Source organism: Dethiosulfovibrio peptidovorans DSM 11002 (assembly GCF_000172975.1).
Classification (GTDB): domain Bacteria; phylum Synergistota; class Synergistia; order Synergistales; family Dethiosulfovibrionaceae; genus Dethiosulfovibrio; species Dethiosulfovibrio peptidovorans.
The window spans coordinates 1,377,102-1,396,075 of record NZ_ABTR02000001.1 but is presented as its reverse complement, the minus strand read 5'-3'; the positions used below and the strand labels follow the sequence as shown (position 1 = coordinate 1,396,075).

Here is an 18,974-nt window from a genome sequence, read left to right as displayed (position 1 = left end):
AGGCAACATAAACTTGCCTAAGGCACCGTTTTTGTTTAAAGTGTCGGAGGCTACCTACACGATCTCTCGGAAAAGAGCTGTTATTCATGAAATTGCGATCTCAATCTCTATCGGTGATAGTCATAGCCACGACAGCCCTGCTATTCATGGCGACATTGCTGGTCGGGACCATCCAGACGGCTCGTTTCCGAAAACTGGAGGTACAGCAGCTGGAGGACCTTTCGATACATATGACCTCGGCCGCCGAAAAGATGCTGGGAGCCCAGCTCCGTCTGAACGAGGATTGGTCCTGGTGGAACGCGACCTACGACTTCGCTCGTAACGAAGATCTCTCTTACATAGATGAAAACATCCCCCCCGAATCTCTATGGGACAACGGACTAGCCCTGATAGCCGTCTTCGACGACCGCGGTATGCCGATCTGGAGCGCTCTTAGGGGCGAAGAACGGCCAACCGTCGTAACCATCCCCAACCCTATAATACATTCTATTCGAGAAATTCTCATGGATCAGATTCAAGATGAAAACTGTAGCCTATCCGGATACGGAGTACTGCCTATACTCGGGATAACCGCCGTCACGGCGTCTCCTATTCTCCAGAACGACTGTTCCGGTCCGTCGGCGGGATGGATGGTCATGGGATCGATCCCGAATAAAAGCTGGTTCACCCCTTCGAGAGAGACGGCGGAGGTAAGGCTGATCCCGGAGGATGGTCTACCAAAGAGGTCGTTCCCGGAAAACATCTTTCAGGATCGGGTGTACCTGACGGTCGACCTACCAGAGATAAAAGGCATTACCCCCGTAAAAATGGTCATCGACCATCCGTCTCATCTGATACACGCCGGCGAAAGCCTCCTTCTTTGGTGCATATTGGCCTTGGTCATCTCCAGTCTTATCGTGGGGTCCGGCACGTTGTTATGGTTGGACCGAAAATTCTTCAAGAGGCTAGAGTCCCTGGAGAGACAGGCATCCAGGGATACCCCTCTCCTCCTGGACGACTATCAAGACGACGAAATAGGAACGCTTTGCAAGGCCTTCAACAACCTTCTCAGGACCAGAAAGAGAGAGTCTCTCGAGGACGTGCTGACCGGTCTCGAAAACCGAAGGGCACTGGAGGAAAAGCTAGCCGGTATCCTCGATAAATCCCTATCGGAAAAACTTCAGGTGGGACTGGTAATGATAGACCTCAACGGCTTCAAGGCCATAAACGACAGGTTCGGTCATTCCGTGGGAGACCTACTACTGAAAGAAGTCAGCCGTCGTTTTTTATCTGTCATGGACGAGAAAAACTCCATCGCCCGAATAGGAGGAGACGAATTCTCCGCAATAGTGGTAGGGCAAGACGATATATTTTCGAGCACCATGGCACAGAGCGAGAGAATCCTGAACTCGCTGAGAGAGCCTTTCGCCATGGAGGACTCCTCTCTCCTGGTCTCGGCCAGCTTAGGAATAGCCTTCTATCCTAAAGACGGCGAGACCCCCGATTCTCTCTTCCGATCCGCCGACTCCGCCATGTACAGGGCCAAGAGAAGAGGTCTAGGCATCGCGGTATACGACGAAAAAGAGGACGGAGTCGACGAAGAGGGTACGAAGCTCGACAAAAACATCCGAGAGGCAATGGAAATGGACGCCTTCTACCCCCAGTATCTGCCGGAATTCCACATACAGGGAGATAGAGGACTCAGGGCTATAAAGGTAGTCCCAAGATGTGACGCACTAGAAGGTCTACCCTACATGGAAAGGGCGGAAAATACGGGCATAGCTACCCAGATAGACCTGACGGTTCTCAGAAAAGCCATGAAGGAAAAACCCCGGACACCTCTGACCATGGATCTGTCTTCCTGGCATCTCTGGAACGGCGGCCTATCACTATGCCTCTCCGGGATGCTTAAAGACGAGGGCAGAGAACCGTCGTCTTTGGAGCTGTCTATCGACGACGCTCTTCTGGCCAAGGACGTAGAAAGACTGACCTCCCTGTTGGACGAGCTATCCTCTATCGGGATTTCTCTGGCCATAAGAAACTTCGGCAAACACTACATCCCAATCGACATTCTGATAGAGTTGCCGCTTAAATCGCTGAAAATCTACCCGGAGATGACGAAAATAGACAGAATGGAGGAAGATCTGTCCTATTTCGCCCTGAAAACCATGATCGGCCTGGGCGAAAAGCTGAGCCTGGACACTGTGGCGACGGGAATAGACACGGAAGAACAGCTGGATTTCGTCAGAAAAGCCGGGGCGTCCGCTGCGGCAGGAACCGCTCTGGGCTAGTGATAGACGTTCTTGACAGGAAAAGATGAGATGTTATAGTTAGTAAAGGATAAAATCACACTAAGGGAGGCGGAATTATGGCAGGGTATTTCGAACCCTATGAAGCGCTTGACGACAAGACCAGAGAGATCTCTCGTGCTATCAGCAGCCTGAAAGAGGAACTGGAAGCGGTTGACTACTACAACCAGAGGGTGGCAACGTCCACCGACGCTCAACTGAAGGCCATAATGGCCCATAACAGAGACGAGGAAATAGAACACGCCTGTATGACCATCGAGTGGCTGCGCCGCAACATGGACAAATGGGACGATGAACTGAGAGATTACCTCTTCACCGAAGCCGAGATACTCTCCCTGGAGGACGGCGGGGACGCCGATTCCAGTGGAACATCGGCCGGAGGATCGGACCTCGGGCTCGGCAAGCTTAGCTGACGAATAAGGAGGAACAGAAATGGACCTTTTGAGAAGATCTTTGGCTCCTATCACTCAGGAAGCCTGGGACGCTATAGACGAACAGGCCAGAGACGTCCTCAAGGGCTGCCTTTCGGCCAGAAGGGTCGTTGACGTCAAGGGACCCTTCGGCTGGGATTATCACGGCTGGCCCATGGGAAGATTGGACGTATCCGAATCTCCATTCGTGGAGGGAGCAAGCCACGGAATAAGGAGAATTCAGCCTCTGGTGGAGGTCAGGGTTCCCTTCGCCATGAGTCGCTGGGATCTGGACGACATCAGCAGGGGCAGCGAGACCACCGACATGAGTCCCCTCGAGGAGGCGGCCAGAAAGATCGCTCTCTTCGAGGAGAAGGCGATCTACACCGGAATGGACTCCAGCTGCATACTGGGAATGGAGAACTCCTCCGAGAACGGAGCTGTAAAGGTATCCTCCGACGACGACGGAGCCATACAGGCCATCGCCGACGCCGTAATGACTCTGAAAGCCAGCTCGGTAGAGGGACCGTACGTCCTCATAGCCCAAAAGGAACTGTGGAAGAGGATAGCCACCCTCTCCAAGGGATATCCCCTCAGAAAGAGGATAGAATCCATGGTGGATGAAGTCGTGTTGTCCCCCATGGTGGATCGTTCCTTCGTCATCTCCAAGAGAGGCGGGGACATGGACCTGGTCCTTGGACAGGATCTCTCCATAGGCTACTCCGGATCCTCCAACGGAATGGTGGAGCTGTTCCTCACAGAATCCTTCACATTCTTCGTTCCCGGCCCGGAGGCAATAGTACCTCTGACACTGTAATAACGGAAAAAACGGCATAACCGACGGGGAGGAAGCGATATCGCTTCCTCCCCTTTTCTCTTAGAAGGGACGTATCTCGATTGAGCATGACAATTCAAGAAATCCTGGATCTGCCGCCCATGAAGGGGCTCAGGGTTATAGCTGGAGCCGCTAACATCGCTTCCAGACAGGTTAGAAGCGTGACCGTCATGGACGCACCTGACGCTTGTTCATGGGTCAGGGAAGGGGATCTCATCGTAAGTTCCGGCTATATTTTCAAGGACTCGACTGAGCTCTTGATGGATCTGATAAAAAGCCTGGCAGAGATAGGGGCGGCGGGTCTTGGCATAAAGACCGATCGCTACATAAAGGAGGTCCCATCTAAAGCGATAGAGCTAGCGGAATCCTCATCGATACCTCTGATCCACGTCCCCAACCACTTCGCCTTTGCCGACATAATCCATCCGGTACTGTCGGAGATAGTCAACAGACAGGCCAGGCTTCTACGCTATTCAGAAACGGTCCGTCACTCCTTCTTCAACCTCTCGGTAAACGGAGCGGATCTTAAGACTATACTGGAGAACCTACAGAACTTCACCCATAAACCCTTCGGGTTCGTCGACACCCTCACAGGGGAAAGATACTTCTTCGGAGAAGCCCAGTCGTTACGGTCCAGGTTCGATTCCATCCCGCTGAGAGACCTGCTCTCGTCGGGGACTCCAGACTCCATATCGCTAAACGGCAAGGTATACGGATATCTCCTTTTCGACTGCAAACAGGAGGACCTAGCGGAGCGAAACTGCGAGATACCCATCACCCAGGCCAAGGGAGCAATATTACTCTACATGCAGAGACGCGTAGCCGAGATCCAGGCGGAGAGTCGATATCGTAACGAGTTCGTACAGGATATCCTCATACATAACCTAAGGTTCGAGGGGGAGGTGTGGAACAGAGCGAAGATGTTCGGATGGGACCTCCAGGGATCCCACTGCGTCGTCGTCATGGACATAGACAACTACAAACACCAGTTCGAGAAGAGATCAAGGGAGAGGGATTTTCTTCCTATGCTGGAAAGCACTAAAAAGCGGATATACCGCATCTGCAAAAATCACGTTCATGGCCTGTTCGAATCGGTTCCCTATACAGAAATGAGCGACTCCATCTCGTTCATACTGCCCACAGAAGAAGGGTTCCCGGCCTTTAAGGCCAAGACCACACCGCTTTTTAGGGATATTCAGACCTCCATAAAGGAGGACACCCACTTTACCGTGACCATAGGGATCGGAAGTCCCAAAGACAGCGTCTTCGAGTGTCACCACAGCTACGATGAGGCGAGAAAAGCCCTCGAGATGGTCAGGGCGGCAACAGGCGGTAACCGGGTAACTTTCTGGAAGGACCTGGGAGCTTACAAGATTCTGGGATCCCTATACGACACCGACACAGGACATTCCTTCTACAGGGAGTACATCGGGCCGATAATAGACCACGACAAGAGGCGAAAATCGGAGTTACTAAGGACCCTCAAAGCCATGGTCAGAAACAACTGGCAGATGAAGGCGGCGGCCAAGGACCTCTCCGTCCACTACAGCACACTGAAATACCGCTACGCCAAGATATGCGACCTCCTTGAGTTTGACCCCGAGGACAGCGAGCAAAGGCTGAACCTGGCTCTATCGCTAAAGCTGTACCTCATGAACCAAGACCTTGAGGAATATTGACCCCAAGGAACTAAATATTCCCAGCCTATATTTGAAGCTTAGCCAATTAAGCTCTAAATATAGGCTTTTTTTCGTCCTTTATATAGGATGACCCTTATCATATTGAACCCTATCATATGGACATCCGGAGGGTTCTAGGGGATCTGGATAAAAATAGGAGGAGGGATTCATCTTGCCAGCGGAAGTTCTAAGGATAGCCAACAGCGGCGTAGTGTGGGCGATAGCTGTGCTTATAGTGCTAATAGCTTTGATTCAATCTTTATTATACATTCGATTAGCCTTTAAAACAGCTGACCAGGTCGGTTTTTCGAGGGATCTCTGCGTAAAAGGACTCAGATCGGGAAGCATATCAGCCATAGGTCCTTCCATAGCGGTCTTCATCGTAATGGTCGGGATGATGTCGGTAGTAGGAGCACCTATAACCTGGCTTAGGCTATCGATAATCGGAGCAGCACCGACCGAGCTGACAGCGGCTACGGTAGGATCCCAGGCATACGGGGTCGAGTTCGGTTCGTCATCCTACGACCTTACAGCTCTGGCCACATCCTGGTGGACCATGACCATAAACGGGGTCGGATGGCTCCTGTTTGTTGGGTTGTTCACCCATAAACTGGAGGCATTGAGGGAGAGAGTCGGAGGAGGGGACACCAAATGGCTGGCGATCCTCTCCGGTGCGGCCTCTTTGGGATGCTTCGGTTTTCTCAACGCAGGCAACATAAAGACTGGAATAGATCAGCTATCCGCGTCAGCACAGATAGAGGGAGCGGGCGGCCCCCTCTACGCCGCCGTAGGAGGCCTGATCTCCATGATGATCCTGCTCAAGGTCGCCGAGAAGCACACCTGGCTAAAAGAATACACCCTCGGCATAGCTATGCTGATAGGAATGGCCTTTGCCGTGGTCATGGTATAGGAGGCAAGGAAAATGAGCAATAAAAACGTATTTGACTCCCTTTGGAGGGCACCGGCCATCAGGATAGGCCGTTTCACCGTTTTGCTAACAGCGGCCCTCACATTTTTACCGTGCGTTTACCTCTATCTGGTCCATGGAGCCTTTCCCTCGATGACCGTAGCCATGAAAAGCTGGGCTATGATAATCTCCATGTTCGGTGCATTTTACATAGTAGAACCAGTGTCATACTTTCCGATACTGGGACTGACTGGGACCTATATATCTTTCCTGACCGGCAATATAGGAAACCTGAGAGTACCATGCTCCGCCGTGGCCCAGGACGTGGTTGGTGTAGAGCCCGGAACTCCAGAGGCTGAGATAATCTCCACGTTGGGGCTTACCGGATCGGTGGTGACAAACCTGTTTTTCGTTACATTAGCGGCGTTGGCTGGTACTGCTCTGCTTGCGGCGTTCCCTCCTGCCATAGCCCTGGCCTTCAAGAAATACACCGTGGCGGCCATATTCGGGGCGGTTTTCGGTCAGTTCGCCCTAAAATATCCGGTACTGGCAATACCGGGAATAGCCATACCTCTAGGGCTATATTGGAGCGGAATAGGGTTTTTTACCCAAACATGGGTGGTTATAGTAATGTCAATATTCGGGACCATAGCCATAGGGAGGCTCCTGTACGTTAAGAAGCTGATCTAGAGCGCGAAAGACCGAAAGGAGCATCACCATGAGAGACGATATCAGGCGATCCATAATAGACTTCGTGGACAGCAATACCAACAAGATCCTTGATTTCACGTCACGGCTGATAAAGGCCAACTCGGTAAACCCTCCTGGAGACGAGAGGGAGGTGGCCGACGTGGCGGCAAGGGAGATCAGGTCGCTAGGGCTGGAGTGCGAGATATTGGACCACGGCGATAACTATCGGAGCGTGGTAGCAACGGTGGGCAAAGCCAAGGACGTTCCAGGGATCATGTTAAACGGCCATCTAGACACGGTTCCGCCAGGCGAGATCACATGGGACAGGGATCCTTTCTCAGGCAAGGTGGAAGGAGGCTACATCTACGGCAGAGGAGCCTCCGACATGAAGGCTGGAGACGCAGCGATGACATACGCGACCGCCGCCCTCGCTGCATCGGGAATGGCACTGAAGGGGCCCCTTACGCTGGCACTGTCCTCCAGCGAGGAGACTGTAAGCATGGGAGCCAGAGCCATAGCCTCATCGGACTCGGTAAAGGATATAGGGACGGTCCTCATCGCAGAGCCCACCAACCTGGAGATCTACACCGCGGAGAAGGGCTGTTTCTGGATCACAGTAACGGCGAAGGGAAAGACCGCCCACGGATCGATGCCACAGTGCGGGGTAAACGCCCTGGAGGGATTGTGCGATTTTATGTGGAAGCTCAGATCCAGATGGGTCGAGTTCCAGAGTCAGCCTCACCAGGACCTCGGTCCCTCTACGGCCAGCGTAAACCTGATGTCGGGAGGTGTAGGAACCAACGTGATACCGGATCTGGCCACAGCCAGCGTGGACATAAGGACCATCCCAGGACAGGACCATCAGGAGCTTCTGAAGGAGATGAGCGATTGGGCGAATCAGCTGATGCGAGACAGGCCAGGGCTTGATATCTCGATCAAAGTGCTGAACGACCGCGCTCCATACGAGATAGACAAAGGGGACCCTGCGGTAGAATCCCTTGCAAACCAGGTGGAGCAGCTTCTGTCCGTATCCCCCGTAAAAAAGGCGGTGGCGTTCTACACCGACGCATCCATTTTCGGGCCCCACTGCGGCCTTCCGGTTGTCATTTTCGGACCAGGGGATCCAACAATGGCACATCAGCCCAACGAGAGGTCGGACACGGCCTCTATCGTTGAGGCGACAAAGCTGATAGCCCTCTGGGCTGCGGAACAACTGAGCTAACGGGAAAAGAGTGATAAGGAGAGGCGGTCCTTAAGGACCGCCTCTCCTTATCACTCTCGACTATATACGGTTTTTCCGTCTATAAAGGTCATCTCCACCTTGGAGTTAAACTCCAGAGGATGGCCGCTCCAGAGCACCAGATCGCCGTCTTTGCCCTCCTCAATGGACCCAACCATGTGGTCTATGCCTAGATGCTCCGCGGCGCTTAAGGTGATGGCCCTCATGGCGGTCTTAATCCCCAGCCCGGCCCTGACCGCCAGGGATGTCTCAAGGATCAAGTCGGATATCGGTATCACAGGATGATCGGTGATAATACAGAAATGCACCCCCTGCTTCTCCAGAGTGATAGGGAGCTCCCAACTTCTGTTGGCCAGCTCCATCTTCCTTCGGGACGTGTTCAGCGGCCCAATTGCGGCCTTCACAGATTTCTCAGCCAAGAAGTCCTTTATTAAATGGCCCTCAGTGCAGTGTTCGATCGTGTAGGGAACCTTAAACTCCTCCGCCACCCTTATGGCGGTGCAGATGTCGTCGGCCCTGTGGGCGTGTACGCTTAAAGGGATCTTGCCCTCTATAACTAGAGCCATCTGCTCCATGGCCAGGTCCCTCTTGAACGGCTTGCTGTCAGCCTCCTTATCAGACCTGTCCAAAATGTAGGACTGAGCGTCAGCCAGTGCCTTCCTCAGGCATGCAGCGCATCCCATCCTGGTGGAGGGGAGGCCGTTTTTTCCCTGGAAGGTCCTTATGGGGTTCTCGCCTAACGCGGCCTTCATAGAGGAGGGAGCAACTACGATCATCCGATCCACGACGTTTCCGACCGTCTTTATGACGGCCCCCGTTCCACCGACCACGTCGGCACTTCCAGGAAGGCTCTGAACCGTGGTCACACCCCCCATCCTGGCCTCCTCGAAACCGGGATCTCCAGGGTATAGCGAGTCCACTATCCTGAGTTCAGGCAGAACCGATGAAGAACGATCGTTGTGATCGTAGAACTCCGCAGGGGAGCCCTCGGTGGAAACACCAAGATGGGTATGAGCGTCGATCAGTCCAGGTGAGAGAAACTTCCCCATTCCGTCAATGATCTCGGTCCCATACGGGATCTCCGTAGCTCCCACCGATTGGATCTTTCCGTCCTTAAGGATAACCGTGGATCCGACGAGGTCCTCCCCAGAGACCGTTATAACCGTTGCGTTGACTATAGCCTTCATAATATAAAAACCACCTTTCACACTAAAGGACAGGACCGGAGAAGATCACCGGCCCTGTCCTTTTGATTTATTGTAAAACGGACAACTGATTACTTAGAGCTCTTCCATACGACCGAGAGATCGCAAGTATCGGGTCCAGCACTGTGGAGGACTAGCCCTTTTACACTGTCGTTCCAGGCCATGCTGGACGTGTAGTTGAACAGGAAAAGCCACGGAGCGTCGTCGACTATGATCTGCTCTGCCTCGTTGTAGAGGGCCATCCTGGCCTTAGGATCGGTCTCGGCCCTGGCCCTCTCCAGAAGGTCGTCCACCTTATCGTTCTTGTAGCGTGCTCTATTGCCCTTTCCACCACAATTGGAAGAATGAAGAAGGTCGTAGAGGAAACTGTCCGGATCCGGTGACGCAATCCAACCAAGTCGGAATATCTCGAATTCACCTCTGGCCAGAGTATCCAGATGGACTCCCCAATCTACTACCCTTATGCTCATATCCACTCCGATATCTCTCATCTGAGCCTGAATAGCCTCTCCCAACGATCTGTGTCTCTGATCATTGTTGATCTGGAGAACGGTCTTGAATCCATCGGCATAACCTGCCTCGGCAAGAAGCGCCTTTGCTTTTTTAGGATCGTAGCTATAACCTTTTATAGGCTTTTCGTACGGAAAGAACCCAGGAGGGGTTACACCATCGGATGGCACGTAACGACCGTTTATAACAAGATCGTTAAGAGCTTCTCTGTCTATGGCGTAATTCAAGGCTCTTCTAAGGGTAGGATTATCTCCAAAAGGAGGCCTCATGAGGTTGAACCCATAGTAATACACTCCGGTCCAAGGCTTTTCAACCATAAGCCCCTTGGGTTTGTAGTTCCCCTTGACTTTTTCGTAAAAGGCATCCGGTATATCTGGCAAGACATCCAAATTAGCCTTTTTGAACTCCATATAGGCTATGGCATTATCCGGAATTACGACGTATTCGACTCCATCTAAATAGGGTAGACTCCCTCCTTCTTCATCCTTACGCCAGTAATCGGGGTTTCGCTTCATGATGTATTTGCTATCATGGACCCAGCTTTTGAAGGCAAAGGGACCTGTCCCTACGGGATGAAAGACGAAATCCTTTCCCCACTTTTCGCAGTCCTCCCTTGGGACTATGACGAAATAGGCCTGAGTCAGGTTTATGAGAAACGGCACGAAAGGCTTGGACAGGGTGAATTTCACCGTATGGTCGTCCAGAACATCTATACCTTCCCAGCTATCCGATTTGCCGTCAAGGAAATCCTGATAACCAAGTATGGACTCAAGTCTGGTCATTCTGGGAGAATTCATCTTTAAATGACGTTCGAAAGAGTACTTGACGTCAGAGGCCACCATCTCCCTGCCGCCGTTTAACGTGGGTTCTCCACCGGCCTCTTTTTGAAAATGAACTCCCTTGCGAAGGTGAAAAGTCCACCGCGTTGCGTCGTCATTGACTTCCCAGCTCTCTGCCAAGCTAGGAAGGATTTCCATGGTGTCTGGATCGGTCTTGACCAGCCCCTCAGCGTACTTGAATATGACCATGGTCGAGGTCGTGTCGGTAGCTTGAGCTGGATCGGGCCTAGGCGGATCGGCAACTATCCTCCATTTTAGGGTTCCTCCGTACCTATCGACAGTCTCAGCAACCGATACAGAATCAAAGATGAACACAAGGGCGCAGGCTAAAACAACCAAAACGACAATTCTCTTCATGGTATAAAATACCTCCCTGGTGAAAAAATATGGTGATAATTGGACACGTTATCACATCTACTAAGTAAATCCAAGGAGCTAGCGTCGTATTTTTCCGATCATATAAAGTTTTCGAAAGACAGTCTTTGGGGCATATTTAAAAACGTTACTTCTCGGAGAGGTCGTTTCGGCGAAGACCGCTCGAGCCCGTATTTACGAGTTGCCGTCGTGTATTACAAATGGGACGACAGAACGTCTCTCCAAGCCGCGAGGGCACAGAACCGACCCCTCCGAGATGGTCTGTTCAAAACAGGCAGGTCAAAATACGCTCGGACGAGACAAAGACAAGTGAGATCACCTCTCCGAGAATACTCGAAAATTGAGTTTTTAGAGGCATCCCAAAAAGAGCCTACGAACTTCCGAAAGATAGAGGAGCTCTCTTTAACTTACTCTTTTAACTCAAGAGAAACTCCAGACAGGTTCTGACCCCGAAGGCGGTGGCTCCCTTGCCGTAGCAATCGAAGGCTTTCTCGTAGAAGTCCACCCCGGCTATGTCCATGTGGGCCCAGGGTATCTCGGGGCTCACAAACTCCCTGAGGAACATGCCAGCCGTTATCATGCCGCCACCGGGACCGCCGGAGTTAAGGACATCCGCGACGGGAGAATCGATCTGCTCCCTTAGCTTCTCGTCGTCCATTGCGAAACGGTGGAACCTCTCCCCAGCCCTCTCGGATGCCGACATCACCTGACGGCTCAGGTCGTCGAAGTCGCATATTAGACCTGCAGTATAGTTCCCGAGGGCAGTCACGGCGGCACCGGTGAGGGTCGCCATGTCGATTATCGCATCAACCTCCAGCTCGGAGGCGAAAGATAGACTGTCCGCCAAGGTTACCCTGCCCTCGGCGTCGGTGTTGACTATCTCGATAGTCTTACCGTTTCTGGCCCTCACTATATCGTCCGGGCGGTAGGAGGCCCCATCGGGCATGTTCTCCGCCGCTCCCACTATTCCGTGGACCTCGATGTCCGGCTTAAGCCGGCCCACCGCCTCCATTATCGCCAGGACGTTGCAACCTCCGGTCTTGTCGCATTTCATCGTCCTGATGCCGGTCCGCCCTTTTATGCAGAGGCCACCGCTGTCGAAGGTTATTCCCTTGCCCACCAAGGCCACCTTTCGACGAGGCTTTCCTGCGGGACGATAGACCATGTGGATAAAGCGAGGCTTGTTCTCCGACCCTTTCCCGACGTGCCACAGAGCCGACATCCTTTCCTCCTGGATGCGGTCTTCGTCCCAGACATCGCACTCCATACCGTGTTTTTTCGCGATTCTCACGGCCTCGTCGGCCATCGTCTCCGGGATCACGTCGTTTCCGGGGCGATTTGCCAGATCTCTCGAGGCAGCCTGAGCCTCGCCTAGGACGATCCCCCTGTCGAGTCCAGATCTCTGTCCATCCTTGAGATACAGGGTATCGACCGATACGGAACGCTCCTCTTCCTTGGGAGAACGAAAACGGTCGAAACGATAGTTCCCCAAAACGGCTCCTTCCGCCACGGCGGAGCTGATCGCCTCGTCGGGAGTCACCGGAAGGACGAAGGCCAACTCGGAGATTCCCATGGCCCCAACCTTCCTCACGGCATCGGACACTGCGTTTCTGTAGTTCCCAAGACCGCATTCGTCCCTCTTCCCCAGACCGACGAGGAAGAGATCCCTTACCTCTCCCTCCAAGGGATAACGAAGGAACTCGCCCTTTTTACCCTTGCCTTCGAAATGGGCCATCGCCCTGGTCGGAGCTCCATCCAGCACGTCCTCCGAGATTCCATCGTCAAAACACAAAACCGCCACCGCCCTCACGGCGGGGAGTTCACCACTGAAAACCGCTATATCCATCGATATCACCTCCGAAAAATGTATCCATTAACGAGTATAGCACCAAAAAACCAAAAGAGAGGCCCCCCTGAAGGAGGACCTCTCCGTTTTCCCGATCGAAGATTGGGTTACTTCTTCTCCATCCATACCTCGGTGAGATCGGTGGTATAGTCTCCCATGGCCGGAAGGTAGACGTTCTCGACGTCGGCGCCGTGTACCAGGCTGGTGGTGTAGTGGAAGAGGAAGATCCACGGGGCGTCGTCCACTATCTGCTGTTCCGCCTTCTGGTAAAGCTCGACCCTCTTATCCCAGTTCGTCTCGGAACGGGCGGCCCTGAGCCACTCGTCCACCTGGGGGTTGCTGTAGCGGGAGTAGTTACCCTTGGAGCCTATGTTTGAGGAGTCGAGCAGCACGAAAAGGAAGTTGTCCGGGTCGGGATAGTCGACGACCCAGGCCATCCTGAACATCTCGAACTCGCCTCTGGAACAGGCGTCCAGATGGGTTCCCCAGTCCTGAACCTTCAGGTTCAGCTTTATCCCCAGCTCCGACACCTGAGCCTGTATAGCCTCGGCGATGGATCTATGTCTGGGGTTGTTGTTATACATGAGGGTAAGTTCTATACCGTCGGGATATCCGGCTTCCTTGAGAAGCTGCTTGGCCTTCTCCGGGTTGTACTCGTAGCCCTTTATGTTCGGGTTGTAACCGGGCATTCCGGGAGGCAGTATTCCCTTGGCGGGGCCGTAACGTCCGTTGATGACCAGCTCGCTGATCCCCTCACGGTTGACGGCGTAGTTGAGAGCCTGACGAAGCTTCTTGTTGCTCTTGAAGGGCTCCTCGGCGTTGTTGAAACCGTAGTAGTAGGTTCCCATGTGAGCCCTCTCCTGGAACTGACCGCTCTCGGAGTAAGAGCCCTTGATCTCCTCGTAGAACTCGTCTGGGACGTCCTGGAGGATGTCGATATTGCCCTTCTTGAACTCCAGATAGGCCACGCTGTTGTCGGGAATGACCCTGTAGACGATCTTATCCAGATAGGGAAGGCTGTTGCCTTCGGCGTCCTTCTTCCAATAATCGGGGTTTCTGACCAGGACGACCTCGTTGTCGTGATCCCACTTCTCCAGCATGAAGGGACCGGATCCTACGAGGTGGAAGTTGAAGTCCTTGCCCCACTTCTCGGCGTCCTCCTTGGGGACGACGGTGAATGAGTTATAGGCAAGTATGGACAGGAAGGGAGCGAAGGAATAGTCGAGGGTAAAACGAAGGGTATAGTCGTCTACGGCCTCTATGCCGACCCATTCGTCCGCCTTGCCATCGGTGAAATCCTGATAGCCCTTTATCTGCTCGACGAAATAAGCCCTGGGGGAGTTCTCCTTCACGAGACGCTCAAGGGAATACTTGAAGTCATGAGCTGTGACCTCCCTGCCGCCGTTGGCGGTGGGCTGCCCCTCGCAGGTTTTGTGGAACTTGACTCCCTTGCGGAGATGGAAAGTCCACACCGTGGCGTCGTCGTTGACATCCCAGCTTTCCGCTATCTCCGGAAGGACTCCTTCTCCGTCGGGATGGTACCCTACGAGCCCCTGACAAACCATGTTGAGGGCACGACTGGACGTAGTATCGGTTGAAAAAGCCGGATCCATCTTGGGAGGATCGTTGACCAGACGCCATACCAGAGTCCCGCCATAAACGGGCTTCTCCGCCGCCAGGGAGACCCCGGAAAGACAGAAAGCCAGGACGACACCGAGAGCCAACAAAGCACATATTTTCTTCATTCGCCAAAACACCTCCTGATATGATAGCCTCGATACCTAAGCATATTACGAAACGGCTGAGGCTTAACCGTTCATTTTCATAATACCACCTCTGTCAATATATTGCTAAAAATAAATACACCCAATCTCATGACAGAGCCCGACAGGGAAAGTATAATGAGTCGGTATACGGCTTGAGCCGTGGAAATCAGTTCGAGGAGGATTTTCTATGCAAAGCTTAACCGATCTACTGGTAAACAACCCCTTCGTGCAGGGCTTGGTGTTGGGCCTGGCCGTGGCCGCCATCGCCTGGCTACAGGGGATAGTGAAAAACGGAAAACTCAACAAGGAAGTCAACAAACTCAAGGACGGTCTAAACGCCCAGATATCCACCTCGGCTCAGAACAACGCCCAGTACATCAGGGAAAACGAGGAGATGAAGAAGAAACTGGCCAACATGGAGATGACCCTGGCCACCCTCTCCCAAAAGCCGAAGAGAGCCGAGCTTAAGACCCTCTACGTCTACGACAAGGCGGTCCACCTGATGTACGCCAGGACCCCGGGATTCGCCACCGCCTGGGAGAGCGTGATAAAGGAGGCCGAACAGGAGGTCGCCAAGGCGGAATCGGGGTTAATACCTCTGATGAAAAAAGTCTTCCACCCGTCTCTATCGGCCAAGACCGAAAGCGACGATACCGTGACGGAGACCGACACGGAACGAAGCGAAGAGGTGGAATAGACGGGGAGGGGATCCGTCCCCTCCTTTTTTGGAATCAGGAGGTGCTACCATGAGAAAGGGAGCTATCGGTTTCATCGTCGCCATCTCGTTGGCGATACTGGGGACGACCTGCACCTTTCAGCCGAAAGCGGAGGCGATCGTCCTCCCCTGGAACAAGGAGCACGCCGACGCGCTGAGGGTATTCCAGTTTCTGAACTACATAGATTTCGGACTATCCGAGGCTATACAGACCGAGGACGCCCTCGTACTGGCCCGACAATACGAGATACTGGCGGGAAATTTGGATCTAGCGGTCATCAAAGACGAACAGTTGATAGAGGTGATAGAAGCTCTAGGAAAGCTGGTCGACAGGACGAAGACAGACAGGCTCGACGAACAGGTCAAAGCCGCCTTCTCCGCCAAGACCAGGGAACGGATCTACGGGAACCTATCCGGATCCGAAGACATCCTGGACTCTATAAGGCAACAGATACCCCGTCTAGGAGCCCCATGGTACGACTATCGCAAAAACCGGGACGAATACGCCGCTATATTGCGTGGAAAGATAAAGCTTACGGAGGGGCAGCTCAGAAAACTGACGGAGCTGCGAAAGGAGATGCTCAGGGTCTCTTGGGAACTCTTCGGAAAGTACCAGATAGGCGAGGAAGAGAGGATCATGGAGAAGGAGATGGATCGATTCGTCGCGGTGATAGACGAGTACGATCCAGATCTCATGGCAAGACAGCTCAGAAGACTCCTCAAAGACCAGCCAGCCTTCGAGGCCTTCCCCCCCTTCTGGTTCTACTCGGGAATGGCGGAGATAGAGGCAGGAAGAGTCCACGACAACTACGGACTGAACTGTTTCAACCGGTATCACCAGACATACAGAGACCTATTCAAAAAGGACCCACTTCTGGCCATGACGGCGATCGAGAGACTTTACCTCCTTCATGCCAGAGAAAGGGTCCAGAGGCTTAAAAACCTGGAGCTTGTGAGAGCTAACTGCTCGTCCACCGATTGGCAGTTCTATCTCTTCGCCTCCATCCTGGAGGGCGAGATGGGGATGATACCCCAGGCCCGAGAGGATCTCTACAGAAACATCGACAACGGAAGACAGGTCTCCCTCTGCAGCGCCGTTCTCGGAAGGATACTTATGGACAGCAAGGACATAAGGGGTTTCTCCGATGTAATGGCGGATTTCATCGAGGACTACAGGGTTCTTCCAGGAGACATTCTCATGCTGGCCTCCTACTGTGACCAGAAAAAGTGCAGAGAGTGGCTGGACGGAGAGATGTCCAAATTAACCCTGTCCATAGCGAAAAGCGACGAAAGCTGCATCAGGATGGAGATACCATCGGGTTGGCTCTCCTACCCCTGCTCCATGGATGTAGACGTCTCGTGGTCGAGGGACGAGAGGGGATGGAATACGTCTCTTTCACCAACCGCCATAGCGGTCCTGCCGGAGGGAACTGTAGACGAGAAGAACCGTCTCGTCGAGACATACAGCATCCCTAACGGCCCGGAACTTCCGAAAAAACTGTACGCCCAGATAAACCACCGGCTCTTCGAGGTGTCCTCCGAGTGGGAGCTGATCCCTCCGGACGATGGGATCGGCAGAGACATAAGGTTGGCCTTGGGTAAGGCCTTCCCCTTCTATAGACCGGAGACCGGCCGATATGAGCTGGTCTATTACCGTATCGGAGACAGATCCATGAGGAAAGAGCCAGCAGAGCGAGAAGATTCCTCCGAGGAGACCATCACCGCTCCACCCGTTCCCCTATTGGAAAAACCGATCTCGAAGGACTCCCTGCCGAAGAGACCGGGAGATGCTATATCGGAGGACGCACTATCTCCCGATATAGTCCTATCACCGGATATCTCCGGCGAAGAGAAAGTCAGGAACATATCGGGAGACCGTTAGGTTATCCTCAATAACTCACATCCGAGCCTCCTCAGAGAGGTCTTTTCGCCTCTACCATGTCTCGCCCGAACGTCTAATTCGACCTGCCCGTTTCGTACGGGACCGCCTTGGGGGGCACGCCCTTGTGCCCCCCAGGTTTAAGGCGACGTCCTGTCACTCCGTTAGTACTAAACGACGGGAGCTCGAACGGGTTTTATCGAAACGACCTATCCGAGGACTCGCGTTTTTTAGAAGTTACCTAGAGACAAATCTAATCCATTAGATCGCTTGCATAGTACGTGAGAGGGATCAGGTCGCTTCTATCCAGATATTTAAGATCAAACTTGCGATTTAAGGCTGCAAAATGTCTCAAACCGCAACCTAGCTTGTTGAGATAGGAGAAAACCCCAACGGCTCCTGTGGAAAAACTATCCGCTTCCTTTCCGTATATTGCCCTCAGGTCCGCCAGATCATGGAACACCTCGTTAACGGTGTTACCGAACTTTTTGAAAAGCTCCGGCGTATTGCCCGCCTTTATATCATCTCCAACTTTCTTTCCAGTCATGGCAGCTGCCATAGAGGCACGACAGACACCGATGCCGTCTATAAATCCATCGCCAAACGCAAGGGACTTGAAAAGCTGATCTTCACTGGCAAAACCACCGGTCATTACCATGGCAGGAAGGATCTTGCCCTGTTTTTCCAGTTTTGAGCAGATATCAACGACAACTTTTTCGAGTAGAATCGTCGGTAGAGACCATTCATTCATCATCTTTGAAGGGCTGTAACCCGATCCGCCACCAGCACCGTCAAAGGTTATCATGTCTACTCTGTTTTCAATGGCCATGTTGATAACCCGTTCTATATCTGGAAGATCGAAGCCAGCCATCTTAAAGTAAACGTTCCTCATACCCATGGCACGAAGCTCGGAAATTCTCTTTGCCATGGACTCTTCGGTCCACATTGGGAGCCTGCCATATGTGTAGAAATTAGGACAGCAACCCTTTTCTCTAAGAGCCAGTATTTCAGGATCAAATGGGTCTGGCATGACAAGGCTCCCACACTCGACTTTTCTCACAGCCTCGTCGTAGTCCTTAAGCCTATTAACCGGCTGAGTCCCCTTTGCACCCTGTCCAAACTTAAACTCCAGGGCCTCAAAACCGTATTTATCGAGAGCTATCTCGGGAACTCCCATAAGATGGTCGTCTACGTTACACTGAAGCACCATCTGACCGAAACCCCTATAATATTTATAAAAACTATCGTGAATTTCCTTGAGCATGGGGAACGAGGTGATCTTACCCTTCTCTATTTCAAGCCTGGAATCCTTATTTCTAGCATCTTCCCCTACCATACAGGTAACGCCTGACATAGCAGCTCCGGCAAAGTAATCCATCCAGTTCATTTTAACCAGTGCGGGCAGAACGATAGGCAACTCAAGATTTATTTTATAGTCATAGCCATATTCGGAAGCCAAGTTAACCTTGAATATCTCAGCGTCCCCACAATCTGGATCTAGCCCTACCGCACCGAAGGCCCGACCGTTTATATTAAAATGAGAAAAATCGACAGGGTAATCTTTTTCCGACGCTATTTGATTGGAACCTGTAGTCGTCGGATAGACAGACAACTTTCCTAAAACCGCGGCCTGAGCGATCTCACAAGTTCCTGCACATTCCTCCGTACATAAAGAACACATTCCAGATTGAGGAGAGATAAACTTACTTCTATTCCTCGCTGCCGTAAAACCGGAACTCAAACTAGGTGAAAAGGACATCATAATACCCCCTATAAAAACTCCCAACGAC

At 52.6% G+C, this 18,974-nt stretch carries 14 protein-coding genes; 9 read left to right on the top strand and 5 right to left on the bottom strand.

Annotation, left to right across the window (positions count from 1 at the left end; genetic code table 11):
* Positions 1-86 precede the first annotated feature (86 nt).
* From DPEP_RS06650 to DPEP_RS06620, 7 genes are all read left to right on the top strand, one after another.
* Positions 87-2,270, top strand: coding sequence for a sensor domain-containing diguanylate cyclase (locus tag DPEP_RS06650; protein ID WP_005660705.1), 2,184 nt, complete (start codon positions 87-89; stop codon positions 2,268-2,270).
* A gap of 77 nt (positions 2,271-2,347) precedes the next feature.
* Positions 2,348-2,701 (top strand): encapsulin-associated ferritin-like protein, encoded by a 354-nt coding sequence (locus DPEP_RS06645; RefSeq protein ID WP_005660704.1) that lies wholly within the window; start codon positions 2,348-2,350, stop codon positions 2,699-2,701.
* A gap of 19 nt (positions 2,702-2,720) precedes the next feature.
* Positions 2,721-3,515: a family 1 encapsulin nanocompartment shell protein gene (locus tag DPEP_RS06640; protein WP_005660703.1), complete on the top strand. Its 795-nt coding sequence runs from the start codon at positions 2,721-2,723 to the stop codon at positions 3,513-3,515.
* Positions 3,516-3,601: 86 nt separating this feature from the next.
* The gene (locus tag DPEP_RS06635) at positions 3,602-5,212 is read left to right on the top strand and encodes a PucR family transcriptional regulator (protein ID WP_198003052.1); all 1,611 of its coding nucleotides are present in this window, start codon (positions 3,602-3,604) and stop codon (positions 5,210-5,212) included.
* Between the two features lie 172 nt (positions 5,213-5,384).
* The gene (locus DPEP_RS06630) at positions 5,385-6,122 is read left to right on the top strand and encodes a DUF5058 family protein (protein ID WP_005660701.1); all 738 of its coding nucleotides are present in this window, start codon (positions 5,385-5,387) and stop codon (positions 6,120-6,122) included.
* Positions 6,123-6,134: 12 nt separating this feature from the next.
* On the top strand, positions 6,135-6,809 hold the full coding sequence (locus tag DPEP_RS06625; protein WP_005660700.1) for a hypothetical protein: 675 nt from the start codon (positions 6,135-6,137) through the stop codon (positions 6,807-6,809).
* A gap of 28 nt (positions 6,810-6,837) precedes the next feature.
* On the top strand, positions 6,838-8,031 hold the full coding sequence (locus tag DPEP_RS06620; RefSeq protein WP_005660699.1) for a M20 family metallopeptidase: 1,194 nt from the start codon (positions 6,838-6,840) through the stop codon (positions 8,029-8,031).
* Positions 8,032-8,081: 50 nt separating this feature from the next.
* On the opposite strand, the gene DPEP_RS06615 is transcribed toward DPEP_RS06620, so the two are convergent.
* The 4 genes from DPEP_RS06615 to DPEP_RS06600 form a co-directional block, all read right to left on the bottom strand.
* Entirely contained in the window at positions 8,082-9,236 is a 1,155-nt protein-coding gene (locus DPEP_RS06615; RefSeq protein ID WP_005660696.1) for an amidohydrolase, read from the bottom strand.
* Between the two features lie 89 nt (positions 9,237-9,325).
* The gene (locus tag DPEP_RS06610; RefSeq protein WP_005660695.1) at positions 9,326-10,960 is read right to left on the bottom strand and encodes an ABC transporter substrate-binding protein; all 1,635 of its coding nucleotides are present in this window, start codon (positions 10,958-10,960) and stop codon (positions 9,326-9,328) included.
* A 433-nt stretch (positions 10,961-11,393) separates the two neighbouring features.
* Positions 11,394-12,824, bottom strand: a complete 1,431-nt coding sequence (locus DPEP_RS06605; RefSeq protein ID WP_005660693.1) for a leucyl aminopeptidase family protein — start codon at positions 12,822-12,824, stop codon at positions 11,394-11,396.
* 107 nt (positions 12,825-12,931) lie between these two features.
* Positions 12,932-14,569: an ABC transporter substrate-binding protein gene (locus tag DPEP_RS06600; protein ID WP_005660691.1), complete on the bottom strand. Its 1,638-nt coding sequence runs from the start codon at positions 14,567-14,569 to the stop codon at positions 12,932-12,934.
* Between the two features lie 208 nt (positions 14,570-14,777).
* Here DPEP_RS06600 and DPEP_RS06595 point away from each other — a divergent pair, with 208 nt between their 5' ends.
* Positions 14,778-15,287, top strand: coding sequence for a hypothetical protein (locus DPEP_RS06595; RefSeq protein WP_005660689.1), 510 nt, complete (start codon positions 14,778-14,780; stop codon positions 15,285-15,287).
* A gap of 49 nt (positions 15,288-15,336) precedes the next feature.
* Positions 15,337-17,187: a hypothetical protein gene (locus DPEP_RS06590; protein WP_005660687.1), complete on the top strand. Its 1,851-nt coding sequence runs from the start codon at positions 15,337-15,339 to the stop codon at positions 17,185-17,187.
* Positions 17,188-17,437: 250 nt separating this feature from the next.
* Here DPEP_RS06590 and DPEP_RS06585 read toward each other — a convergent pair whose 3' ends face one another.
* Positions 17,438-18,970 carry a glutamate synthase-related protein gene (locus tag DPEP_RS06585; RefSeq protein ID WP_005660685.1) on the bottom strand — a complete coding sequence of 511 codons (1,533 nt, stop codon included), beginning with the start codon at positions 18,968-18,970 and terminating at the stop codon, positions 17,438-17,440.
* Between the last annotated feature and the right edge of the window lie 4 nt (positions 18,971-18,974).